This is a genomic window from Thalassolituus maritimus (assembly GCF_900156675.1).
Taxonomy (GTDB): domain Bacteria; phylum Pseudomonadota; class Gammaproteobacteria; order Pseudomonadales; family Oceanobacteraceae; genus Thalassolituus; species Thalassolituus maritimus.
In genome coordinates, this window is record NZ_FTOH01000004.1 from 313,303 (window position 1) to 333,916 (window position 20,614).

Below are 20,614 nucleotides of genomic sequence, written 5' to 3' on the forward strand. Positions count from 1 at the left end.
TTTCACGAAAATATTGAGACATCGATATGTCCGTAGGGTTTCATCCTCGCCCAGTGACTCTTTTTGTCCGGATTGATGAGCCCATCTTTACCAGTGTCCCTAAGCGACACTCCGAACAACATATTCCTTATAGAATCTAGGGTTGAATGCATGGAATTAGTTCAAATAGTTCTAAGACACTTTACGTCAAGATAAGTAAACTCTCGGCCACTTAACATGCTGGCTACGCCAGTGCAGGGAATAACACTAAATCAGGCAGGACTTATGCCCTTCAATGCGACCACTCTCCTATCAAAAATACTAATAATTATGCCAATGACGGCAGCCGTCAGCGGGTGTCTCTTCGACAACGATGGCAAAACCCGTGAAGAAAAACTGGACCGCGATCTGAGTGCCGTCATAGCCAGTCAGAATCTGACCGGCGACCCGGCTTCCGGCCGATCTCTACCAGAAATTTCTGAGCCAGAAGCTCAGCTGGGTATGAAGCTTTTCTTTTCTAAATCTCTCAGCGGAGACCAGGACACCGCTTGTGTCAGTTGTCACCACCCTGCCCTCGGCGGCGGCGACGATCTCTCTCTGCCTATTGGTGTCGGTGCAGATCGTCCTGAATTACTAGGCCCAGGTCGTACCCATTCAGGCAGTACGCACCCAACCGTGCCGCGTAACGCCCCCACGACCTTTAACATTGCCCTGTGGGATCAGGTGCTTTTCCACGATGGGCGGGTAGAAAGTATCGGTAAAACAGCGGGAAGGAATGGTAATGATGGTCAGGGAATCCGTACACCAGACAGTACATTTAATACTGCTGACGCAGACTCCGGCCTGACAATGAGCGCAGCACAGGCCCGCTTTCCTGTCACCTCTGCTGCCGAAATGCGTGGCCACACTTACGCGCCAGGTGACAACACAGTCATCCGCACCCGCCTCGAGCAACGCCTTCAGAATGTGGGTGACAGCCTGAACGAAGTAAATGTTGATCCAGATGGCGACAGCGTCAATAACTGGGTAAACGCCTTTGAGGAAGTCTACGATGCCACCGTTCCGGCAGAAGATATTATTACCTTCGAGCGGATCACGTCAGCTATCGCAGCGTATGAAAACTCACAGGTGTTTACCGACAACCGTTGGGCTGAGTACGTTGCCGGAGATACCGAAGCTCTGACTATTGAAGAGAAAGCAGGGGCCTATCTTTTCTTTAATAGCGCTGAGGGCGGTGGCGCCGGCTGTTCTTCCTGTCACAGTGGTGACTTTTTCACCGACGAAGGCTTCCACAATATTGGTATGCCACAGATCGGCGAAGGTAAAGGAAACGGCGACAACACTCATGAAGATTTTGGCCGTATGCGCGAAACCGGCAACGAATCAGATCAGTTTGCTTTCCGCACACCGTCACTTCTGAATGTGGAGCATACGGGGCCGTTTGGACACGCCGGTGCCTATGACTCTCTGGAAGCCGTGGTGCGCCATCACCTGAATCCGACTCGAGCCGTTGATGACTACTTTTCGGCCGGTGGCGCCTGCGCCACTCTGGCTCAGAATGAAAGCGATGCCTCGTGTGAAGATTATTCAGGTGGTTATGCCGAAGAGAACAGCCGCAAAGTGCTGACCGCACTTGAGGCTGAACAGGCAGCAGGGGCTTCATTGCTCATCAATACCGAGCTCAGCGACAGTCAGATAAATAATCTGGTGGCTTTTCTTGAAGCACTGACCGACCCGTGTCTTGAAGACAGCACCTGCCTGAGTCAGTGGATACCGCAAGACCTTGATGAGGAAGACGGTAACCGTCTGGAAATCATTGATCAGTACGAGTCGCAACTGCTGGCCAACTAATACAGCGCACTCTGACTGATCGTAAAAGGCCGGAACGTGCAGATCGCGTACCGGCCTTCAGTTACCGGATCCGTGACTTTAAGCAAATAGAACATTTTGCGATTAAAAATAAAGGAACTAAATTTCTCAGTTATAAATTTCTGCTCGAAACAGCCGCTATTTACCACCTGTAACATCACAGCCCTATCGCTCGAAACAATGCTGATTAATTCTGTTGAATTTGTGTAGCAAACGCTGCGCACCAAAGAATTTCAGCTACCGCGTATTTTTTGACAAGACCCCCTCCCCGTCTATCGTTTTAACCATGAGTGGCCCGAAAGGCTAACTCATTGTCTCCTTAAGGGACAATTAACTATCCACTGGCCGTGCTGCACCACCTTCTGTCGGGAGGCTAGCGCTGCACCCCAATACCTGAAGCAGGATCACGAACATGGCACTTGTGAAAAAACCTCAGAACTCCAGCGCAAAAACCTCCGACAGTGCAGTCGACCCTAACGTCGCGAAAGAAGCCGAGGCGAAGCGCCGTCGTGCTCGCACTCTCGCCAAACAACAACAGGCAGCAGAACGCATTGCAGCGGCCACCGGGCAGCTATCATCCGGGATTACCGAAGCCGCAGCAGCCAGCCAACAACTGCAAAGCGCATCCGATCAGATCGCGGTAACGGCAGAAGAAACCAGCGGCGCCGCTCAGGAATCCCTGGCTGCGTTTAACCAGGTCAATGACTCTATTTCATTGCAGCTGACCAATGCCGAAGGCTCTCGTAACCGGTGCGAAGAATTAACAGGTATCGTGTCTGACACCAGCGAAAAAATTGACAGCCTGGTCGCGAACGTCCGTGAGGCTGCCACTCGCCAATCGGCTTCAGTAGTGAAAGTGTCTGAGCTTGAAAAACAAGCAGCCAATATCGGCGACATCGTTAAAGCAGTTGTGCGCATCGCCGACCAGACCAACCTTCTGGCGCTGAATGCAGCAATCGAAGCTGCCCGTGCAGGCAAGCACGGTAAAGGCTTTGCTGTCGTCGCAGACGAAGTGCGAACGCTTGCTGAGACCTCTGAAACCAGCGCGAATGAAATCCAGACTCTGGTGAAGCAAATTCAGCACGAGGTTAAGGGCATCGCCGAAGGTATTAAGACGTCGTCTGAGCAGGTCGAGGTTGAAGTCGAAAAAGGTCATGTTATTCGCGAACAGCTTACTGGTATTCGCCGTAATATGTCGGAAATCATGGACGGAACCCAGGAAATCGCCAGCGGTGCATCCCAGTCCAGTATCGCAGCAAAACAGGCGCTCAAGGGCATCGAAGACATTGCCACTGCGGCAGAAGAACAATCTGCGGCGGCTGAAGAATCAGCCAAGACAGTCAACGAACAGAGCCAGGCTCTGAGTGAGTGTGAGCGAGCATCCCAGAGCCTCTTTGATCTTGCTGATGACCTGCGAAATTCAACAGACGTTGCAAAGAGTGCCGAAGAAGTCGCGTCCAGCGCCGAAGAGCTCTCTTCTGCGGTGCAGGAAATTAATCGTGCATCCACCCAAATCATGACAGCGATTGAGCAGATTCGACTTGGATCACAAACCGCCGCTGCTGCGACCGAAGAATCTTCGGCCGCGATCAATCAGATCGAACGCGGTCTGGAGATAGCTCAGGAGCGAGCCACTCGCAGTCAAAGTCAGATAGCCGAAATTAAAGAATCATTAGCGACCAACAAAACGTCAGTGGATGAACTGATACATGGTATTGGCGCATCGGTTGAAGCCACTCAGAACAGTATTAAACAGGTACGTGATCTCGAGACTGTATCCCGACGTATAGACAAAATCGTAGAAGCCATTGCGATGGTATCGATTCAGACCAACATGCTTGCTGTGAACGGCTCGATTGAAGCTGCACGGGCCGGTGAATTTGGCAAAGGTTTTGTTGTAGTTGCTACCGACATACGAAACCTGGCCCGCGATTCTGCTGAGAATGCCGATCGCATCAAAGACCTGGTGAAGTCCGTGCAGGATCAGATATTTGCCGTCGGAACAGACCTTGATGAAATTGTAGAAGCAGCGATAGAGGAAACAGAAAAGGCCAAAACATCAACCTCCAACCTGACGCGTATTGAGAAAGAAATCCTCGTAGTAGAAACAGGCTCCGATGAAATTCTGAAAGCATCTAACGATATTTCCTCCGCGATTCTGCAGGTGAAAAACGGGTCTGAACAAATCGCGGCCGCCTCAGAAGAAGCAGAAAAAGCCGCAGACGAAGCTGCCAGTGCTGCAGAGCAACAGTCCCGTGGTGCCGATGAGCTTGCCTCCGCTATTGAAGAGATTGCGTCGCTTGCTGATGAACTCCAGAGCGTCTGAGGTGAATAACTATGAGCGCAGCCGAAGAAATAAACGAGCTGGACGAGCTGGATAATGACGAGCGCCAACAGTACGTCACCTTCCGTGTCGGAGATGAACTGTTCGCCGTAGAAATGAATCCAGTTCAGGAGATCATCAGGGTTCCGGATGTCGTCCGGGTGCCGTTAGCGCCACCGTCACTTTGTGGGCTGGCTAATTTACGCGGCAAAGTCCTTCCTATTCTGTCATTGCGTTACCTGTTTGGTATTCCGGATGCAGAAACCGACGAAGCAACGAGAGCCGTCGTTATCGATGTAGGCCAGCCATTGGGTTTCGTAGTTGACCGGGTGGCCAGTGTCATTGATTGCGATCCAACTCAACTGGAAGACGCTTCAAAAATTAAGTCGTCGGTAGATACGACGCTCCTTAAAGGCGTCATCAAAAACAGTGCGGCCAGTAGTATGGTCATGGTGGTCGATTTCAAGCAACTGATCGAGCATGAGTTTGCGCATCTCGAACAACTGACCAACGAAAACAGCATGCTGTCGGATGGCTTAGTCGACGACAGTATGAATCAGGAAGAAGTAGAAGAAGAAAGTGATGAGATTCAGCTGGTAAGTTTCAGCGTAGACCGGCAGGAGTACGCCATCCATATCGATGACGTCAAAGAAATCGTGCAGATGCCAGAATCAATTACGAGTGTTCCCAGGTCTCCCCACCATATTCTCGGGCTGATGAACTTGCGTGATCAGCTGCTTCCCCTGGTAGACCTACGCACTATGTTCGCCCTGATGGATAAAGATCCTGACGAGAAAAGCCGGGTCATTGTGGTCACGTCAGGTGGCTATTTCCTCGGCATCGTTGTCGATAGTGTTAGCGAAGTTCTGAGAATAAATAAAGATACAGTAGAAGCACTGATTCCTGCTCTGGCCAAAGAAACTGAGCTTTCGGATATTACCGACATATGCCGACTGAACGACGGTGAAAGACTCGTATCCATCCTATCCATCGAACGTTTCTTTGATAGCGGAAACTTGCAGGAAACCATCAGCGAGTTAGCGGAGGAAAATATGCTTGAACAGGAAAACTCAGATCACGACTACAACGATGATGATGTCGAAGACGATAATCAGGTCGTGGTGTTTAAGCTGAATAGTGAGGAATTCGCCGTACCGATCACCAGCATTCAGGAAATAGTGCGGATCCCGGATGAACTCATCCGCGTACCTAAATCACCGGATTTTCTTGAAGGGGTTATCAATTTACGCGGCATTGTACTGCCGGTCGTCGACCTGCGCAGACGCCTGGAAATCGAGAGCACTGAACGCTCTGAGCGTCAGCGCATCGTTGTATTCCTGATTCACGGAATCCGCACTGGCTTTATCGTCGACCAGGTCACAGAAGTTCTTCGCCTGCCAGATGGCTGCGTTGAGCCATCACCGAGAATTTCCGAGGAACACGGTGAAATATTCTCTGGCATGGCCAACCTTCGTGATAGCAAGCGCATGATTCAATTGATTGCTCCTGATGCTCTCATCGATCAGGAGTCGGTAGAACAACTGGAAAGTGCTGCTGGAGGAAACTGACACCATGATAAAACTTCTGATTGTTGATGATTCTGCTCTGATGAGACGCCATCTGACACAATTATTTGAATCAGAGGGCGACTTCACCATCCGTCACGCGCGTAATGGTAACGAAGCCGTACAAATGAACCGGGATTTCCAGCCCGATGTAGTAACACTGGATATTAATATGCCAGAAATGGACGGCATTTCAGCTCTATCGCTGATCATGGCGGAACGTCCAGTTCCGGTCATCATGCTGTCTTCACTCACTCAAAAAGGAGCCCTCGCCACATTCGAGGCCCTGAATCTTGGCGCCATCGACTTTGTGGCGAAACCCGGCGGTACTATTTCTATGTCGCTGGACGATGTCGCCGCGGATCTGATAGGTAAAGTCAGATCAGCAACAAAGGCGAAGTTGAGATCAGGCTCTCAGACAAAACAGGCAGCCATACCGCCAACAAGTGCACCCAGAGCCCGAGCTGCACGCCCTGCCCCGGCAGTTCAGGGAAAAGCCACTGGCGTCAAAGACAAAGTCATTCTGATCGGTGTCAGCACCGGCGGGCCACGAACCCTCGAAGATATTCTACCGGCGCTGCCCTCAGATCTGGCCGCCCCTATTGTCATCGCTCAACACATGCCCGCCAGCTTCACTAAATCGCTGGCTAGCCGTCTCGACCGCGCCTGCCAGATGTCAGTTGAAGAAGTGGATAAAGCCACACCTCTCAGCCCAGGAACTATTTACATCGGACGAGGCAATGCCGATATCACAATTGCCATCCGCAACAGTCAGCTATACGCCCTGAGCAAACCCGAAGATAAAGAATACTTATGGCATCCATCAGTCGAACTCTTGGGTAAGTCTGCAATGCGCCACTGTGACCCCAAGAAAGTCATGGCCATTCTTCTTACCGGCATGGGACACGATGGGTCACGTGCATTTGCAGAACTACACCATAAAGGATCTCAGACCATTGCTGAAAGTTCGGAAACAGCCATTGTCTTCGGCATGCCTGCTGAGCTGATCGAACGCAGGGGGGCTGGAAAGGTGCTACCTGCTCACGCTATTGCCAATGAAATTATCAGATTCGCGTCTAATTAACCGGAGAATGTTATGGCATTAAAAAAATCAAACACTACAGCACCGGAAGAGACGCAATCAAGCCAACGTGACTGCAGCGAAATCAGTAAGGATCTCATTTCAGAAGATCCATCGAAACGCCGTTGGGCGGCACGGGACATTGTTTCATGCGCCCATGCTTCGGTCATGCTTCTGGACCAACTGGAAGCAGAAAAAGATATGTCTGTTAAGCAGGTTATCCTGAGTTCTCTCACTCAGATTGGTGACACTGAGGCAGTCAACGGCCTGGTTCGCTGCTTACGCACGGAGGATGTGAGCCTGCGAAATGAAGCCATTGAAGCTATGAAGCACCTGCCCAGGGAAGTAGCATCAATTATGGCCAGCTTACTCAATGACCCTGATCCGGATGTTCGTATTTTTGCGGTCAATATCCTCGAATCACTGTGCCATCCTGACGTAGAACAGTGGCTGATTGATGTCATCCGTGATGATGAGCACGTCAATGTATGTGCAACCGCAGTGGATCTTTTAGGTGAAGTAGGCAGCGAAAAATCAGAACCGGCATTGTTAGCACTCAAAGAGCGTTTTACGGATGAACCCTACATCCAGTTTGCTGCAGACCTTGCCATCAAGAGAATCATCGGGAGCTGATATATGAGCGATCAACTCATCAGCGACCAGGAGTTTGATAAGTTCGCTGAATTTTTCTACCGAAAGACCGGAATTAAGTTTGATAAGAGCAAGCGATACTTCGTCGATAAGCGCGTTGCTGAGAGAGTGAAAGCGACCGACTCCGAATCTTTCAGACACTATTTTACAACACTGAGATTTCAGGCCAGCGGTGAAGAGCTTCAGAAGCTGACTAACCTGCTCACAGTTAATGAAACATACTTCATGCGTGAGGATTATCAGTTCCGTTGCCTCATTGATTCGATGCTACCCGATGTTATTACTCGCCATGACCCTAATAAGCCAATAAGAATCTGGTGTATCCCTTCATCGTCAGGCGAAGAGCCCTACTCCATCGCAATGTATCTCCTGGAAGAGTGGGATGGTATTGATAAATGGGATGTTGAGCTTATTGCCTCAGATATCGACACACAGATACTTGAAACCGCTAAACGCGGTATTTACTCAGAACGCTCTATCCGCAACGTTCCCAGCACATGGAAGCGTCGTTACTTCCGCGATGTTACCGGAGGGCAACAGGTGATTGAAGATATACGTGACGCCGTCGAGTTCACTCGTGTCAATCTGTCAGAGCCCGCTGATGTTCGTGCGATGCGGAACATCGATATTATTTTTTGCCGCAACCTGCTGATTTATTTCGACGATCTTTCACGAAAAGTCGCCGCTGAATATATGTTTGAAGCCCTGTCTCCCGGTGGCTATATCTGCCTTGGACACACCGAATCAATGGGACGTATCTCTCCACTTTATCGGGTCAAAAAATTCCCGGCAGCCATCGTGTATCAACGACCACTGGAGGCAAAATAATGAAAGTTCTTATCGTAGATGATGCCAGCACAGTGCGTATGTATCACCGCAATGTACTTGAGGCCGCCGGATACGTTGTCGATGAAGCCGTCAATGGCCTCGAAGCTCTGGAAAAGGCTCTGGAGAATACGTTCGACCTCTACATAGTCGATATTAATATGCCGAAAATGGATGGGTATGAGTTTCTTATGCAGCTCAGATCTGAAGATATCGATCAGGCACCCGCCATTATGGTGTCGACAGAGGCCGCCGAACTGGATCACACCAAGGCGTTCACCGCAGGCGCAAATCTTTATATGGTGAAGCCCATTAAACCCCTGCAGATGATGACCTACGTCCGTCTGCTCGTGGGAGAGGAAAGCGTATGAGTCCTTTACTACAACAATTCGTCTCTGAAACCCGCGACCTGTTGCAAAGCATCAGTGAGCAGCTTCTCGAGGTTGAAAAAGCAGACGACAAACAAACTACCCTGAACGAATTATTCAGAATCGTTCATACGCTGAAAGGCAATACAGGTCTGTTTGAATTTCCGGATCTGACGCGCGTACTCCACGCTGGTGAAGACGTTATGTCAGAAGCCAGAGAGCGTCCTGAGATATGGGACCAGGCATTAACCGACTTGCTCTTTGAATCCATGGATTACGTCAGTAGCTTCTGCGATAGCCTTGAAGAGAACAATGGTGAACCGGTCTCAGACAGCAAAGCAGCGACACAACTCTCAAAAGATCTGAGAGCCTACCTTGACGGCAACAATTCTGAAGCAAACGCTGAGGCTACCGACTCTGGCGCTGCTAACGAGCCGCAAAAAGCTAAAAAAGCAGCGACTAAAACGAAGAAAGCAACAGCACAGAAAAAATCCGCCGGTGGATCATCTAAACGTCGCCCTCCCCGCGCAAAGGGTCTGCCTCCAGAACATAGCCTGTTAAAAGTTCTTCCGGTCGATACATTGATTGAGGCATGGACAGCGAGCAGCCCTGACGAACCTATCTGGTTAGTAAAATACTCTCCTCTGGCAGAGTGCTTCTTTCAGGGTGACGATCCTCTGCATACGGCACGCAGTACGCCTGGCGTACTTTGGGGCAAAGTCGAGAATGCCTGCGCAACTCAAGACATCAACGATCTCGATCCTTATCAGTGCGTCAGTACTTTTACACTACTGAGCAACGCTTCCGAGGACGAGCTTCATGAGCACTATCGCTACGTTACTGAGCAAACCGATATTGAAGAGCTGAGCAGCCATCATTTATTACTATTGAGCGGCGATGACCAGAACGATGCGCTTCCAGAAGATACCGTGGATGCTCTCTGCGATGCTGTAGAAGCCATCCAGTTTGATACGGCTTCCGATATCGCAACAACGGCACTCGAACTGCTGAATAAAGATCTACAGGCTGCTGCTGCGCTGCGATGGGTTATCGCAATCACCAGTGACACAGACGCTCAGGAAAATGAGGCAAAAGAAGCATTGATCGTTGTCTGTCAGCGACTTCGACACAATCAGCATCTGAGTGGTTATCGCTTCTCAGAGCCGGAGCCCGATGAAAAAATCGAAGAAAGAAAAGAAGAACACGAGCCTGAAGAAAGCCGCCTAGATACGTATACCGAGTCAACCACTGATTTATCCGGCGCAGATACTGAGGATCTGCTCGATGCCCTCGTCGAAGACGACAGGGAGGCCTTCGAACATATTGTAAGAACTCAGGGGCGCATTCTGGAGCTCGACCCGACCGTCGATTGGGCCAAGGGACGCCTGCGCGCCACTTGCAATGTGTTGATAAAGACAACAGCAAGTCTGGGGCTCAGTAGTCTGATCCCAGCACTGGAAGAAGCTGTTAACGCTGCACTGTCTGGCAATACTGAGCCATTGGCTGACTGGATCAACGAAGTCATTCCGGGCGCCTGCAGCGCAGTTGGCGCGGGTTCAGAGAGCAATAGCGCTGAAGACGAGTCACGTAATCCAGATAATCTGGATACCCAGCAGGGTCCAGAAGATACAGACATGGAAGCAACAGACATTTCTGAGGAATCGGGCGAAGAAAACCCTGACGAAAGTTCTGACGAAAGTACTGCCGATGAGGCCGCGGAAGGGTCCTCAGAAGATACTGAATCTCAGGATACAGAGACAACTGAACAACCAGAGATACAGGCTCCTGCAGCCACTGCTCCAGTCGAGACACCGGCAGAGAAACAGACCGCAGACAAGGCGTCCTCATTCAAACCCGAACCTGCAGTCGCACCATCGAAAAGCGTTAAAGTAGATCAAGAAAAAATCGACCGTCTCATGAACCTGATTGGCGAAATGACGGTCGCTAAGAATGCCCTTCCTTTCCTGGCCAAGCGCGCGGAGGAACAACATGGACTGCGCGACCTCGCCCGCGAGATTAAGGAGCAGTTTGCTGTTGTAAACCGTATCGCAGAAGAAATGCAGGACTCCATCATGCAGATTCGCATGATGCCGTTCTCATTTATTTCTATGCGCTTCCCTCGCCTCGTACGCGATATTTCCCGACGCCTGAACAAAGACGTGCAGCTCGTTATAGAGGGTGAGGATACCGAGGCCGACAAGAATATTATCGAATCTCTGGCAGAACCATTGATTCATATTGTCCGCAACAGCCTGGATCACGGTATAGAAGCACCGGACGTCCGCAAACAGAAAGGAAAACCCGCAACCGGCAGTCTGACAATACGAGCATCTCAGGAAGCTGACCGGGTAATGATCGAGATACAGGACGACGGTAAAGGTATTGATCCTGAAGTTATACGTAATAAAGCCTTTGAGAAAGGACTGATCGATGAGGCTACCCGTCAACGCCTGACCGATAAAGAAGCCGTCAATCTGGTACTGATGCCGGGTTTTTCAACCGCCGACGAGGTCTCTGACTTATCAGGTCGCGGAGTAGGTATGGATGCCGTTCGCAGCGCGGTCGATAAAGTGAACGGCACCATGGCACTCGAAAGCCAGGTTGATAAGGGCACTCGTATCCGCATATCCCTGCCTATGTCGATCGCTGTGACCCGGGTCATGATCATCGAATCAGACAACCAGTTGATGGGTATCCCGATGGATCAGGTGCTCGAAACCGTCCGCGTACCACGCTCTGACATTCACACGGTTAAGCACGTCAAAACAACGGTACTACGGGATCGTATTGTGCCGCTCAAGTCACTGAACGAGCTACTGGCTCTGCCTGCCGAGCAGATTATCAACGAAGAAGAAGAGCACGCGGTGCTCGTAGCACGGGTCGGTAATGACGTCATTGGTCTGGTCGTCGACGACTTCCGCGGTTCGGTCGATATTATCCAGAAACCGATGACCGGCGTGCTTTCCGGAATGCAGGCCTATTCTGGCGCAGCTTTGATTGGTGATGGTTCAGTTCTGATGGTCCTGAATCTTAAGGAGGTACTCTGATGGCTATCGACTATAGTGAAGAAAGAGCAATATTGAAATCTGTGGTAACCATCCAGGAGGTTGATGACTTGCAGGAGTGGCTGATAGCTCATCCGCAAGGCGAGATTGACCTAGGAGAATGCGAGCACATGCACACTGCAGCGCTGCAAACCCTGACATCCGCCCGGCGCACAATCAACGCCTGGCCTGCAGATACCTCATTCAGGGGCTGGATTGAACCACTGCTGGCAAAACAGGAAGCACAGTAATGAGTAAACTGATATTTGTTGTTGATGACTCTGCCACTATGCTGATGAGTGTGCGTTCATCACTCGAAATGAATGGCTTCAGAGTCGAAACCGCATCTGATGGCGTTGAAGCTCTGGACCGTCTGAACAGCATGAACCCTGACCTGATCATTACCGACATGAACATGCCCAGAATGGGAGGTATGGAGCTGATACAGGCTCTCCGGGCCATGTCTAAATTCCGATTTACGCCGATTCTCACGCTCACAACAGAGAGTGAATCGTCAAAACGTGACCAGGCAAAACGCCTTGGAGCTACAGGTTGGTTAGTAAAACCTGTTCCCGCTATGGATCTGGCAAAAATTATTAAACAGGTTCTGCCAGGCGCCTGAGCGCGGAGGTGATATGAAACAAGATACTGATCTGATACCGCTACGCATAAAACGGAATCGCCTTGCTCTGCTTGGCAACGCTCTCGTCCCATTCATTCTTCTGATCGTACTGGCAACAGGGCACCGTACTCTGGGCGGCATATTTTCCGATATTCTCGATGCTAATGCGATTGGTGGAGCACTGTTTCTCTCATTTTTAACATTCGCCATCATCCACTTTAATCGCATTTGGGTAAAATGGTTTGTCGCTAGAATGACAGGAGATGAAGCCCCACGCCGCGAAAGTAATTTTGACGAAGCTGAACCCATGATGGTGTTGTCGGCTGCCGAAAAGCAAATGCTGGCCGACCTACGGAACGTATTAATCAGCTTCAGTCCGATTGCTGCACTGTTTAACGCCCACCTGAGCAAAACGAACGAAGTCACCGAAGAAGCAGCAACCACAATTATGGAACGTCTGATGTCAATTAATGACCGTTCGCAGATGTTTCTTCAGACACTGAACATGGGTAAATCCGAAGCTGATGACATCAGTGAAAATGCCCACAACATTATCAAACGCAGTCAGGAACTGCTCAGCGAAATGACGCGTTACCGGGAAATTCATGAGCAGCAGCGTGAAAAAGAAGAGCAGGCGATCCGGGATGTTGTTACTCAGGTTGAAAGCTTTAAACCCCTGATTGGCCTGATCCGGGATGTGACTAAACAAACCAACCTTCTGGCATTAAATGCCGCCATCGAGGCCGCCCGTGCTGGCGAAGCCGGTCGTGGCTTTGCCGTTGTTGCCGATGAAGTGCGTACTCTATCTATGCAGATTGAAGACGCTGCAGGAAAAATCGAGGACAGTGTTCTTCAGGTTTCGAATACCGTTGAAAGTCAGCTGAAAGAAATGGCTGTCAGCAGTGAAAAAACAGCGGATGAAATGAACTGGCTTGCCAATATTACCGATGCCGTTTCCTCTATTTCTAAAGACTTCGAACAGGCGGTCAGTGCACTGGATCACTTATCCGGCAACACCGAAGAAGCGATTGATCTCGTGCGCAACTCTGTCATGGATGTATTGAGCGAATCTCAATTTCAGGATGTTTCAAGACAGCAGATTGAACACGTTCAGCATGGCCTTGAACTGCTTGAAGAACGCTTTCGTCTTCTGAGCCAGGCCGTGGCTGGTGAAATTGACCACCCATTGCTGGACCTTAGTGATGTCGCAGAAGCCCTGAAGAAAATTTATACCATGCAGATTCAGGCGGATACTCATCAATCGGTCGTGACAGGTGAAGCGACTGAAAGCAAAGACGAGCGCCCAACCATCGAACTGTTCTGAGAAAGGTAATCACGACATGGCTGTCCGGATCGCGATCTGTAACCGTAAGGGAGGCACTGGAAAGTCAACGGTATCAGTGAATCTGGCAGCCGGGCTGGCCGAACACGGCTTCCGGGTACTGATTATTGACCTTGACTCTCAGTCTCATTGCGCCGCTGGGCTCGGTATTAAGCCCTCTGCCCCCTTTGTTCACGATATCTTCCGAGGCAATCACCAGACACTCAATGACTCCATCGTACTGAGTGATTATCCCGGCTTATGGCTGTCCCCCGCTGATCCGACATTTGACCACAACAACGCCGGTGAAAGTCAGCTTCAGCTGGATGAAGCACTGCGCCAGAATAAAATTGATGATCGCTTTGATGTTGTTCTGATGGACACTCCTCCTTCGCAGGATCAGCTGTTAATGAATGCGTTAATGGCTGCCGACTGGGTTGTCGTACCTTTCGTGCCGCATTTCCTGTCCTACCAGGGGATTAAACAGTTGGTCAGACTTATGCACTCGGTAAAGCTCAGTAATAACCCTAAACTTCAACTGGCTGGCTTTTTGCCCACCATGGCCAGTAAAACCATGAAGCATCATAAAGCAGTGATGGAAGAAGTCAGTCGACACTTTGGTCACGACCGGATATTACCCGCCATACGGACCGATATACGCCTTGCTGACGCATTCAGAAAAGGCCAGCCCGTCATTGGTTTTGCGCCAAAATCACGGGCAGCGGAGGATTTCTCGGTGCTGAGTCAGTGTATTGGTGAACGACTATCGGTGCGTGAGCACGCCTGACTGTTCCGAGATTGTTGTAGCAAAAATAGCTTTAAGTTGTTCAAGTTCCTGAGGGCGGTCAAACAGATATCCCTGCATCAGGTTACAACCGTGAATCTTCAGAAAATCACGCTGAGCTTCGGTTTCTACACCCTCTGCACACAGTTCTATCCCCAGACGCTTTGCCATCTCAATAATGGTTAAAACCAATGCATCATCGCGGGCTGTAAGGCCAATATTCTCAACAAACTGTTTATCAATCTTGATCAGATCGATAGGAATACGAGTCAGGTAACTGAGCGACGAATACCCTGTGCCGAAGTCGTCTAACGCGACGCGACAACCAAGTTCGCTGATGTCATTGAAGAATCGGTTCGCCATCTCAAGATTATCGAGATACGCATGCTCCGTCACTTCAAACTCAATGAGCTCAGGACGAACAGAATGGGTTTCAAACGTACTGCGGATAAAATCAGAGAACTGGTAGCGCTTAAGATCGTATGCCGACAGATTAAGAGAAACCAGTATCGGAACAGGAAGGTCCTGAAAGTAATCCGCAACATCGCGGCAGACACGCTCAACAACCCAGTCGGTGAGCGCAGAAATTTTGCCTGAGCGTTCAGCAATAGGGATAAAATCTGATGGCGCCACTCTGCCCAGCGAGTGGCTGTTCCAACGCACCAGTGCCTCGACACCCCGGGGTTCAGCGTCACTGCTGACCTTGGGTTGATAACAGATGTAGAACTCACCACGCTCCAGACCCGGCTCAATGGCATTAGCAATGTCAATTTTACGCTGATGCTCTATGAGCATATTTTCCTGGAAGAAGCAGTACTGAGACTTACCCTCTTTTTTGGCAACGTACATGGCGACATCGGCATTACGTATCGTGTCCTGCGTATCAAAACCGCCTTCGGACGCCCGCGCAATACCGACGCTGGCGCTGATCCGGACCTCCCATGAATCAATCAGAAAAGTCGCTCTCAGACCACTGACAATGTCTTCAGCCATATTCTCCGGATGATCAGGAGAGGTTCGACACAAAACAAGGAATTCATCACCGCCATGACGACTGACAACGTCTTCTCTCGGGATGTACGATTTCAGCCTCTCCGCAACCTCAACCAGCAGTTTGTCACCGACCTCGTGGCCCAGCGTATCGTTGACCTCTTTGAAACCGTCGAGATCGACGAACATGACTACCAGGTCGCCTTCCTTGCTATCACGCAATTCACGTAATGAAGCATCGAGAATGCCCATAAAACTCTGACGATTAAGCAGACGCGTCAGGCTGTCGTAGTTCGCCAGGTATTCCATTTCTTCCCGGCGCTGTTCCAGAAGTTCGACATACTCCTGATTTATGTCGGACTCAACACGGATCGCATCCATCATATTGTTGATGTCCTGCGTTAACGACGACACCTCGTACTTACCGTATACAGGGATCTTGAGTCGATAGTCTTTGGTCTCCTGAACTTTTCGGGCAAATTCAGATAACTGAGTCAAAGGCCACAACCAACGGCTGGCCTGTACATAGAACAGACCCACCATGATCAGGATCACAGCAATCGCGACAGGAAGAATACGTAATGCCAGGCTGATAGTGCTGGAAAGCAGTGGTCCCTCAAGGTCAACGATCAGGGCCAGATGCCCCATCACCAAAGGTGGTTCGCCGATACGTCGGACAGCAATCAGACGTCCGTCGTCGCGTAGTACACCAGACTCGAAAAACTTCCAGTCCGTGAAATCAACGGGGAAATCACCCTGGCTCTCAAGCATGGCCTGGCCAGCATACAGTTCAAGTACGTTCCACTGCGGGTCAAAAATGGCGGCACCCACCACATTTTCGTAAGGCTCAAGGCTCAGCAGATAACGCTTCAGGTCGAAGAAATGATCCGACTTACTGAGAATCCCAACCAGGTCGCTGGCCATGTTGTCAGAGAGTGCACGGAGATCGCTTTCAACATAACGGGTGTAAAGCTCCCGATGCTCGCGCAGGGCAGAATAAAATACAGAAGTAGCGACCAGTGCAATCGAGATAAGACTCAATAGCATTACCGCCGTTCTGATGCTTCTAATCAGCATGTAACTCTCTCTGTTCCCTGACGTCGTAAATTTTTATACCTGCCATCAGATCATAGTTCACTATAAGTTCAATGTCTGGCCGTTAAGGAATGATATTTATCCTTCTCAGCCTATCACTTATATGACATATTAGGCCAAACTGTCAGAAGTGGGACATCCCGCAAGCTGTATGGGCAGAATTGATTACTATACTCCTGCAACAGAGCCGACATTGAGTACTCTGACGCAACTTGGAGCAACCATATAATGATAAAAATACCCGGTGTTGCTGCCGTTGTATCTGCCCTCCTTCTGAGTGCAGAGGCATGCTATGCAGAAAAACTGACCGACAATCTGGAAATCTCGGGCTTTGCCCGCGTCATTGGTGGCTACCTCAGCCACAGCAGCCGACGTTTCGATGGCTATACCAATGAAGTATCTCTGGATGAGCAATCACTGTTAGCAGTACAGCCATCCTATTCCTTCAACGATAAACTGTCCGTTTCGAGCCAGTTTGTCGCACATACCAGTGACGATCGTGACAGCGGGCTGGAGTGGGCTTACCTGAGTTACCAGCCAAGCAGCGCATGGCACTTCAGGGCTGGGAAACTGCGTACACCGTTTTTTATTTACAGCGACGGTTACGACGTTGGCTACAGCTATCCATGGGTAACCGCACCTGTGCAGGTTTACAACAATTACCTGTTCTCTAATTTTAATGGCGCCAGTGCCAGTTATTATCACGCCGGTAACTCTCTGGCCCTCAACCTTGAAGCTTACTATGGATACTTCAAAGGCGATTTGTTCCTTGCCGGCACAAAAGTAGACGTTGAAACAGAAGTTGAAGACCTGGCGGGGATCGTCGCTACGATTAATCGCAATAACCTGTCTTTACGCATGTCATACCATCAGGCGCACAACACGACCGAGATCCCGAATGTATCTGAACTGCGCTCACAATTGTATGCCCTCGGCTACAACGACAGCGCCAAAAGTCTGGAATCTTCCGGTAATGTATACGCTCTGCAGACATCTCTCAGCTACGACACGTTAAATTCATTCTATAAAGCAGAATGGGTCAACATAGTCACAGGGTACGAAATTGCTCCTGAGATCACGGGTTACTACCTGATGGCAGGTCGGGTTATCAACGACTGGACACTGCACGCGACATACAGCCGCAGCGAATACAGTGCAGTCAAAATGTCGAACGAGCTGCCGATGCCCCCGACCGGAAACCCGCAGCAGGATATGTTATCAACGGCCTACTACCAGGTATTTGCCAGCACACCGAATGGCAACCTGGATAGCTACACCCTGGGAACACGTTGGGACTTTCGGATGAATATGGCACTGAAAGCAGAAATAACTCTGCTTGAAGAGTCACGAAGCCGCAGCGGTTTCTTTATGAGCCCATCATCAAATGACTCCACTGAAAATGCCTACCTCTACCAAGTGGCGTGGGAGTGGATCTTCTGATGAGACTCATATTTAGCTCTTTACTGGCGCTGACCTTATTGTCTGCACCAGGAGCATTTGCTGCCTTCGCCAGTGAGCGGATCATTATTGTGACGCATTCCGACAATACCGGCGTGCGATTATCCCGTGAACAGATACGCAATCTGTTTATGGGGGCTTCGGTGGGTCGTGATCTGCAGCCTGTAGCCCTACCTCCCGGCAGTCGTACGCGCAGTCTGTTTAACATCAAGATCGTCGGCCTGTCTGACTCCCGGGTTCAGTCTTATTGGGCTCAAATGAAGTTTACTGGTCGCCGCCCGCCGCCTCAGATAGTCAATTCAGAGGAGGCGATGGTTCAGTATCTTCTTAATACACCAAGCAGCATTGGCTATCTCACTGCGGACACAGACCTACCGGAAGATCTGGTTATTATTTATGCCACCGACTGACCGGTAAGCGTACGCCGACCAAGACAAGTACTGAACTGAGAAAGGGCCTGCGAGGCCCTTTTTTTCTGCGTCTTTCACGCTCTGTCGTAGCCACCCCCTTGAATACTGTTTTTATATACAGTACTGTATATAAAAACACATAAAGGAGAGAGGTATGCCAGCGACACAATCACATTCGTCATCCGGTCTGAGTTACCCTCTCGACCAGGCTCTGAACAAAGGACTGGTATGGCAGGCGGCTCAGCAACCTTGTAGCAGTGCCAGCGTCATCTCCTCTGGGTATCAGCAGCTGAACCGTGAACTCCCACAAGGGGGCTGGCAAGCTGGCCAGGTCTGCGAGATTTACCCTCATAGGTACGGCTGCGGTGATATGCACATTCTGCTACCCGTGCTGGCGACATTAAGTCATCAACAGCAGTGGATCATGATGGTAGCTCCTCCTGCTATTCCCTACGCGCCAGCCCTGACAATGGCAGGAATAGATACCCGACGACTGTTGATGGTGCACCCCAAAGATCGCAAAGAAGCACTCTGGTGCGTCGAAGAAGGGCTTCGGTCTGGTCACTGCAGCGCCGTCATGGGATGGCTGCCTGAATCGGACCCTAACAGCATTCGCAGGATTCAACTGGCCTGCGAAGCAAGTAAGAACTTCTGCTGGCTATGGCCCGACGCCAGACACCAGAACAGCGCTTCAGCCGCACCATTGAGGCTTCAGGTCACACGAATCTCAGCAGAACAGGCAAACCTGCGCTTTATTAAACGTCGGGGACGCTGGCCGGGTAATGCCTTTTCACTGTCACTGAACAGCGCAACCCGAACAGGTTAAGCCCATGAACGCCTGGCTCTATCTCTACTTTCCGGATATGTACCTGCACAGTCTGGTCCATGATTATCACAGCCCGGTTATTGTGATTACTCAGGATCAGCAGCGGGTCGTTCAGGTATCAGCGGCTGCAAAGCAATGTGGAATTCGCCCAGACATGCCCCTCGCCAGTGCGTTGTTTCTGTGTCCGGAAGTTGTCTGTCATACCCTGAACCAGGAATACGCAGAGCAGTTACTGCAACAAAGGGCATTGTGGGCATATCGCTACTCTGCACAGATATTTCCCGACCCAGCGGACGGCTTATGGCTCGAAGCAGGAAGCATGCTGAGGCTGTTTGGTGGCATTGAAGCCTTCGTTAACACGCTCAAAGACGGCTGTCAGCAGCATCAGTGGCCACTGCAATATGGCTTAGGCCTGACGCCTGTTTCTGCGCGCTGGCAGGCACTCGCTGATGTACAGACACTCTCTCTGAATACCGCACAACAACAGCATGCGCTACAGACACTTCCTTTGGATAAGTTGCATCTCAACGATGCACAGCTGCTGGCATTACAGCGACTGGGTATTCAGCATCTGGGAGAGTTATTACAACTGCCACTCGCAGAAACTGGTCGTCGTATCTGTCCGCAGTTGATGCAACAACTGCAGCAACTGCACGGACAGCAAAAACCGCCCTCTAGTCTTTTTACTCCGCCGCTGAAATTCTCTGAGAAAGTCATATTCAGTCATGATGCCGAGCACAGAAATGGGCTATTTTTTCCATTGGCTCGTCTGCTCGACAGCCTCTGTGGATTTCTCCACCACCATCAGCTTTCAGTCCGCTGGCTGGCCTTACGTCTGTTACACAGAGAACCTCCGGAAACCCGCTGGCTATTCAGCTTTGCCAACCATGAATACCGCTATGAAGAACTGTTACAACTGTGCCGTTATCAATTGGATAAGCAGTCTCTGCGGGCCCCGGTCACTGAGCTTCAGCTTAGTGTCACCCAGTTCACTTCAAGACAGCATGAGCAGGCATCATGCCTTGCAACAGACGACCAGACGCCTCTGTCAGGCAGTCTGATTAACCGCTTACAAGCCAGGCTATCAGCCAGCCAGGTGTCGGTACTGCAAAGCACTGGAGACCCGCGACCAGAAGCTTCATGGCAAGCACAGCCCGCAGATGAAAGCGTAACAGACAGCCTGAGCCGAACCGGAGACTGGCCTATCTGGTTGCTGCCTGAGCCAGTTCCCTACCCTCCTCCCGCAGACATTATCCAAGGCCCTCTGCGCATAACCAGCGGCTGGTGGGATAGCTGGATGACGCGCCGGGATTATTATCAGGTTATGCAGGATGAACAATTGCTCTGGGTATTCAGGGATGACCAGAAACGTTGGTTTCTGCATGGCTATTTTTCATAGGCTG

General features: G+C 50.5%; 16 protein-coding genes and 1 pseudogene. 16 read left to right on the forward strand and 1 reads right to left on the reverse strand.

Going from position 1 to position 20,614, the window contains the following annotated elements:
- Positions 1–309: 309 nt before the first annotated feature.
- The 12 genes and pseudogenes from BW941_RS08325 (at position 310) to BW941_RS08385 (ending at position 14,435) form a co-directional block, all read left to right on the forward strand.
- Complete coding sequence (locus BW941_RS08325) at positions 310–1,830, forward strand: cytochrome-c peroxidase (protein WP_175607882.1); 1,521 nt, start codon at positions 310–312, stop codon at positions 1,828–1,830.
- A gap of 430 nt (positions 1,831–2,260) precedes the next feature.
- Positions 2,261–4,174 (forward strand): methyl-accepting chemotaxis protein, encoded by a 1,914-nt coding sequence (locus tag BW941_RS08335; protein ID WP_076515125.1) that lies wholly within the window; start codon positions 2,261–2,263, stop codon positions 4,172–4,174.
- An 11-nt stretch (positions 4,175–4,185) separates the two neighbouring features.
- Positions 4,186–5,739, forward strand: coding sequence for a chemotaxis protein CheW (locus tag BW941_RS08340; protein ID WP_076515126.1), 1,554 nt, complete (start codon positions 4,186–4,188; stop codon positions 5,737–5,739).
- 4 nt (positions 5,740–5,743) lie between these two features.
- Positions 5,744–6,820, forward strand: coding sequence for a chemotaxis-specific protein-glutamate methyltransferase CheB (gene cheB / locus BW941_RS08345; RefSeq protein WP_076515212.1), 1,077 nt, complete (start codon positions 5,744–5,746; stop codon positions 6,818–6,820).
- A 12-nt stretch (positions 6,821–6,832) separates the two neighbouring features.
- Positions 6,833–7,450, forward strand: coding sequence for a HEAT repeat domain-containing protein (locus BW941_RS08350; RefSeq protein ID WP_076515127.1), 618 nt, complete (start codon positions 6,833–6,835; stop codon positions 7,448–7,450).
- 3 nt (positions 7,451–7,453) lie between these two features.
- Positions 7,454–8,296, forward strand: coding sequence for a CheR family methyltransferase (locus tag BW941_RS08355; RefSeq protein ID WP_076515128.1), 843 nt, complete (start codon positions 7,454–7,456; stop codon positions 8,294–8,296).
- Positions 8,296–8,664 (forward strand): response regulator transcription factor, encoded by a 369-nt coding sequence (locus BW941_RS08360; RefSeq protein WP_217693580.1) that lies wholly within the window; start codon positions 8,296–8,298, stop codon positions 8,662–8,664. The genes BW941_RS08355 and BW941_RS08360 overlap by 1 nt, the downstream gene beginning before the upstream one ends.
- The gene (locus tag BW941_RS08365) at positions 8,661–11,708 is read left to right on the forward strand and encodes a chemotaxis protein CheA (protein WP_076515130.1); all 3,048 of its coding nucleotides are present in this window, start codon (positions 8,661–8,663) and stop codon (positions 11,706–11,708) included. Before BW941_RS08360 ends, BW941_RS08365 begins: the two co-directional genes overlap by 4 nt.
- Positions 11,708–11,956: a hypothetical protein gene (locus BW941_RS08370; protein ID WP_076515131.1), complete on the forward strand. Its 249-nt coding sequence runs from the start codon at positions 11,708–11,710 to the stop codon at positions 11,954–11,956. Before BW941_RS08365 ends, BW941_RS08370 begins: the two co-directional genes overlap by 1 nt.
- Positions 11,956–12,327 (forward strand): response regulator, encoded by a 372-nt coding sequence (locus BW941_RS08375; RefSeq protein WP_076515132.1) that lies wholly within the window; start codon positions 11,956–11,958, stop codon positions 12,325–12,327. Before BW941_RS08370 ends, BW941_RS08375 begins: the two co-directional genes overlap by 1 nt.
- Positions 12,328–12,997: 670 nt before the next feature.
- Positions 12,998–13,291: pseudogene (locus BW941_RS18120) on the forward strand (methyl-accepting chemotaxis protein); the annotation flags it as partial.
- A 376-nt stretch (positions 13,292–13,667) separates the two neighbouring features.
- On the forward strand, positions 13,668–14,435 hold the full coding sequence (locus BW941_RS08385) for a ParA family protein (protein ID WP_076515133.1): 768 nt from the start codon (positions 13,668–13,670) through the stop codon (positions 14,433–14,435).
- Here the strand turns inward: BW941_RS08385 and BW941_RS08390 are convergent.
- Entirely contained in the window at positions 14,412–16,499 is a 2,088-nt protein-coding gene (locus tag BW941_RS08390) for a putative bifunctional diguanylate cyclase/phosphodiesterase (RefSeq protein WP_076515134.1), read from the reverse strand. The two genes, BW941_RS08385 and BW941_RS08390, sit on opposite strands and share 24 nt — an antisense overlap.
- A gap of 246 nt (positions 16,500–16,745) precedes the next feature.
- Between BW941_RS08390 and BW941_RS08395 the strand changes: the two genes are divergently transcribed.
- The 4 genes from BW941_RS08395 to BW941_RS08410 all read left to right on the forward strand — a co-directional run bounded on the left by BW941_RS08395 (position 16,746) and on the right by BW941_RS08410 (position 20,610).
- Positions 16,746–17,957 (forward strand): hypothetical protein, encoded by a 1,212-nt coding sequence (locus BW941_RS08395; protein ID WP_076515135.1) that lies wholly within the window; start codon positions 16,746–16,748, stop codon positions 17,955–17,957.
- A complete protein-coding gene (locus BW941_RS08400; protein WP_076515136.1) occupies positions 17,957–18,385 on the forward strand; it encodes a type 2 periplasmic-binding domain-containing protein in 429 nt (142 codons plus the stop codon). Before BW941_RS08395 ends, BW941_RS08400 begins: the two co-directional genes overlap by 1 nt.
- Positions 18,386–18,539: 154 nt before the next feature.
- Positions 18,540–19,211 (forward strand): translesion DNA synthesis-associated protein ImuA, encoded by a 672-nt coding sequence (gene imuA, locus BW941_RS08405; RefSeq protein ID WP_076515137.1) that lies wholly within the window; start codon positions 18,540–18,542, stop codon positions 19,209–19,211.
- Between the two features lie 4 nt (positions 19,212–19,215).
- Positions 19,216–20,610, forward strand: a complete 1,395-nt coding sequence (locus BW941_RS08410) for a Y-family DNA polymerase (protein ID WP_076515138.1) — start codon at positions 19,216–19,218, stop codon at positions 20,608–20,610.
- The last annotated feature ends 4 nt before the right edge of the window (positions 20,611–20,614 follow it).